The sequence below is a fragment of the Geoglobus sp. genome (genome assembly GCF_054018175.1).
On sequence record NZ_JBPLZQ010000022.1, the window covers coordinates 1 to 2,698 of the forward strand.

At 52.1% G+C, this 2,698-nt stretch carries 5 protein-coding genes; all 5 read left to right on the forward strand.

What is annotated here, in order from left to right:
• The coding region (locus tag ACXJJC_RS01620; protein ID WP_503421135.1) for an ATP-binding cassette domain-containing protein at positions 1-323 on the forward strand (323 nt) is incomplete at its 5' end.
• Between the two features lie 35 nt (positions 324-358).
• Positions 359-622 carry a DUF167 domain-containing protein gene (locus tag ACXJJC_RS01625; protein WP_456368878.1) on the forward strand — a complete coding sequence of 88 codons (264 nt, stop codon included), beginning with the start codon at positions 359-361 and terminating at the stop codon, positions 620-622.
• A complete protein-coding gene (locus ACXJJC_RS01630; RefSeq protein WP_456368880.1) occupies positions 600-986 on the forward strand; it encodes a toprim domain-containing protein in 387 nt (128 codons plus the stop codon). The genes ACXJJC_RS01625 and ACXJJC_RS01630 overlap by 23 nt, the downstream gene beginning before the upstream one ends.
• 36 nt (positions 987-1,022) lie before the next feature.
• Positions 1,023-1,649 (forward strand): RNA 2'-phosphotransferase, encoded by a 627-nt coding sequence (locus tag ACXJJC_RS01635; protein ID WP_456368882.1) that lies wholly within the window; start codon positions 1,023-1,025, stop codon positions 1,647-1,649.
• Positions 1,634-2,569 (forward strand): thiamine-phosphate kinase, encoded by a 936-nt coding sequence (locus tag ACXJJC_RS01640; RefSeq protein WP_456368884.1) that lies wholly within the window; start codon positions 1,634-1,636, stop codon positions 2,567-2,569. The genes ACXJJC_RS01635 and ACXJJC_RS01640 overlap by 16 nt, the downstream gene beginning before the upstream one ends.
• Positions 2,570-2,698 lie beyond the last annotated feature (129 nt).

The following is a 2,698-nucleotide window of genomic DNA, read 5'->3' on the forward strand; positions in this document are numbered from 1 at the left end:
AGGTGGCAATAGCCAGAGCGATGGCACAGGAGCCCAGGGTGCTGCTGGACGAACCGACGAACAATCTGGACATAAGGAGTCAGCACGAGGTGATGAGACTGCTCACAAAACTCGTGAGGGTGAGGGAAATTTCGGCTGTAATCGCCACTCACGACCTCACGATCGCGGGAATGTACGCGGACAGGATAGTTATGGTAAGGGACGGGAGAATCTGTGGAGTTGGTGGGCGTGAAATGCTGACCGCCGAAACGATAGGCGAGGTTTACGGCATGGAGGTCGAGGTGCACGAGGTGAACGGCAGAATTGCAATCTTCCCGAAGTGAGAATACCTTTAAAGTCTCGAGCTCCAACAGGGAGTGTGAAGGTGACGCTCAGAATTCACGTAATTCCGAAGTCCAAGAAAGCCGGGGTTGCAGGGTACGACGAGTGGAAGAAAGCCCTTGTTGTGAGGGTGAGCGCTCCACCGGAGGGTGGAAAGGCCAACAGGGAAGTGGAGGAACTTTTGTCAGAGTTTTTCGGGGCGGAGGTTGAGATAACGTCTGGACACAGGTCGAGGGAGAAGGTTGTTGTGGTGAAGGGGCTCAGCGAAGAGGAGGTCTATGCTCGGATTGAGAGAATTTGAGAAGCTGCTCAAACTTTTGGAGGAGCTGAGGATCGAGTCTGAGAGAGGGGCGGTCATAGTCGTTGAGGGAAGGAGGGACGCGCTCGCCCTCAGAAAGCTGGGTATCGAGGGAGATGTGCTTGAGGCCTCAGCAGCGTCAAACCACTCGATTGCAGATGCAGTCGGGAACAGGAAGGTGGTAATATTCACGGACTGGGATGGGAGGGGCAGGAAGCTCAAGGCAAGGCTTTCCGAGCTCTTCAAGAACGCGAATACCGGAATCTGGGAAGGAGTTTCGGCAATAACGGGCAGATACATCCACTCGGTCGAGGAACTTCCCGATTTCATTGAGAGCCTTTACATCCATCACAGAAAGAGGATGTAACGTCACGTATTTATCCTTCAGTGTTGATTGGATTCTGTGGATGCGGGGTACTGCGAGAGCTGCGGATTCTTTGAGGACAGGTGTGGCTGCGGGAGGGGAAGAGTTCTGATAAAGGGAAGGGACAGGGTAAGGATCAGCAGGTTCCTGAGCGGTCTGCTGAGACACTATCCTGACAGATTCGGGATTGAACTGGACAGAAGAGGTTATGCCAGGCTTGAAGACGTGCTTGGCATTCTGAAAGAGAGGTACGGAATCGGAGAGGTGGAACTCAGGGCAATAGTCGAGCTGGATAGAAAGAGGAGGTTTGAAATCAGCGACGGGAAAATAAGGGCGAGGTACGGTCACAGCGTGGATGTTGATGTGGGGTGGACCGAGGATAAAAGCATCCCTGAAAAACTGTATCATGCAACCTCACCGGAAAATCTCGCTTCAATTCTGAAATCCGGTCTGCTCCCGATGAGGAGGAGGGAGGTGCACATGACCGCAACACCTGAAGAGGCCATTGAGGTTGGAATGAGGCACTCGAACACTCCCGTTCTCATGGAAATTGACACCAGAAGGATGGCTGAAAGAGGAATTGACGTAAGGAAAAAGGGCAGAGTTTTCACCGCCGACCACGTTCCCCCAGACTGTTTGAGGGTGGTTGGATGGAAGAGGACATAATACGGGCAGGATTCGGCGAGATAATGCGAAAATCTGAGGTCTTCGGCGATGATGCCGGGGCATTCAGGGCTGGGGACGGATGGCTCGTCATAACAAACGACATGCTGGTGGAGTCAACGGATGTTGTGGCCTCGATGTCTCCGGAGGATGTTGGCTTCAGGGTGGTCACAATGAATGCAAGCGACCTTGCTGCGATGGGGGCAAGACCGCTTTACTTTGCGTTCTCCGTGGGGCTGAAGGAAAGCGATGAAAGGTCTGCGAGAAAGCTGTTCAGGGGAATCCAGCGGGGACTGGAGATGTACGGGATGAGCCTAATCTCTGCCGACACGAACCAGTCAAATGAGCTGATCTTGGACGGTATCGCAGTGGGTATGGCAGAGTCGCTGATGCTCAGGAAAAATGCCAGACCCGGAGAGCTTGTGTGCGTTACTGGAGAGCTTGGAAAACCTCTATCGGCGCTGTTAATTGAGCTGAAGGGAATTGAAGCTGACGAAAGGCTCAGAAAGAAGCTGTACGAAAAATTCCTGAGACCGGTTGCGAGGGTTGAGGAGGGTGTGAAGCTGACGGACTTTTCCAGGTGTGCGATTGACATAAGCGATGGGATGGTGAAGGAACTCAGGGCCATCAGTGAGGCAAGCGGTGCAGGAATTGTGATCTGGGAAGAGGAGCTTCCGATTTCAGATGAGGTCAGGGAATTCTGCAGGATTAACGGGCTTGATGAACACCTCATAGCAATGAACTCTGGTGAGGAGTACGAACTCATCTTCACGATTGATAGGGATAAAATCTCCAGTCTGGAAATCGAGTTTACGGTAGTTGGTGAGGTTGTGAGGGGAAAGGGGGTCTGGATAAGGAGAGGTGAAAAAACGGAACAGGTGAGGGATTTTTCCTGGAGACACTTCTCCAGGGGATTGCTTTGATAATTTGAACCATCCCCTCATTCAATAAACCGTTCTGAAACATCTCCTCTTCACTTCACACCTCGTTTTAACCCCCAAGACCTATTGCCTCTGAGCACATACTGGTGATCAGAGGTGATGTGAGATGAA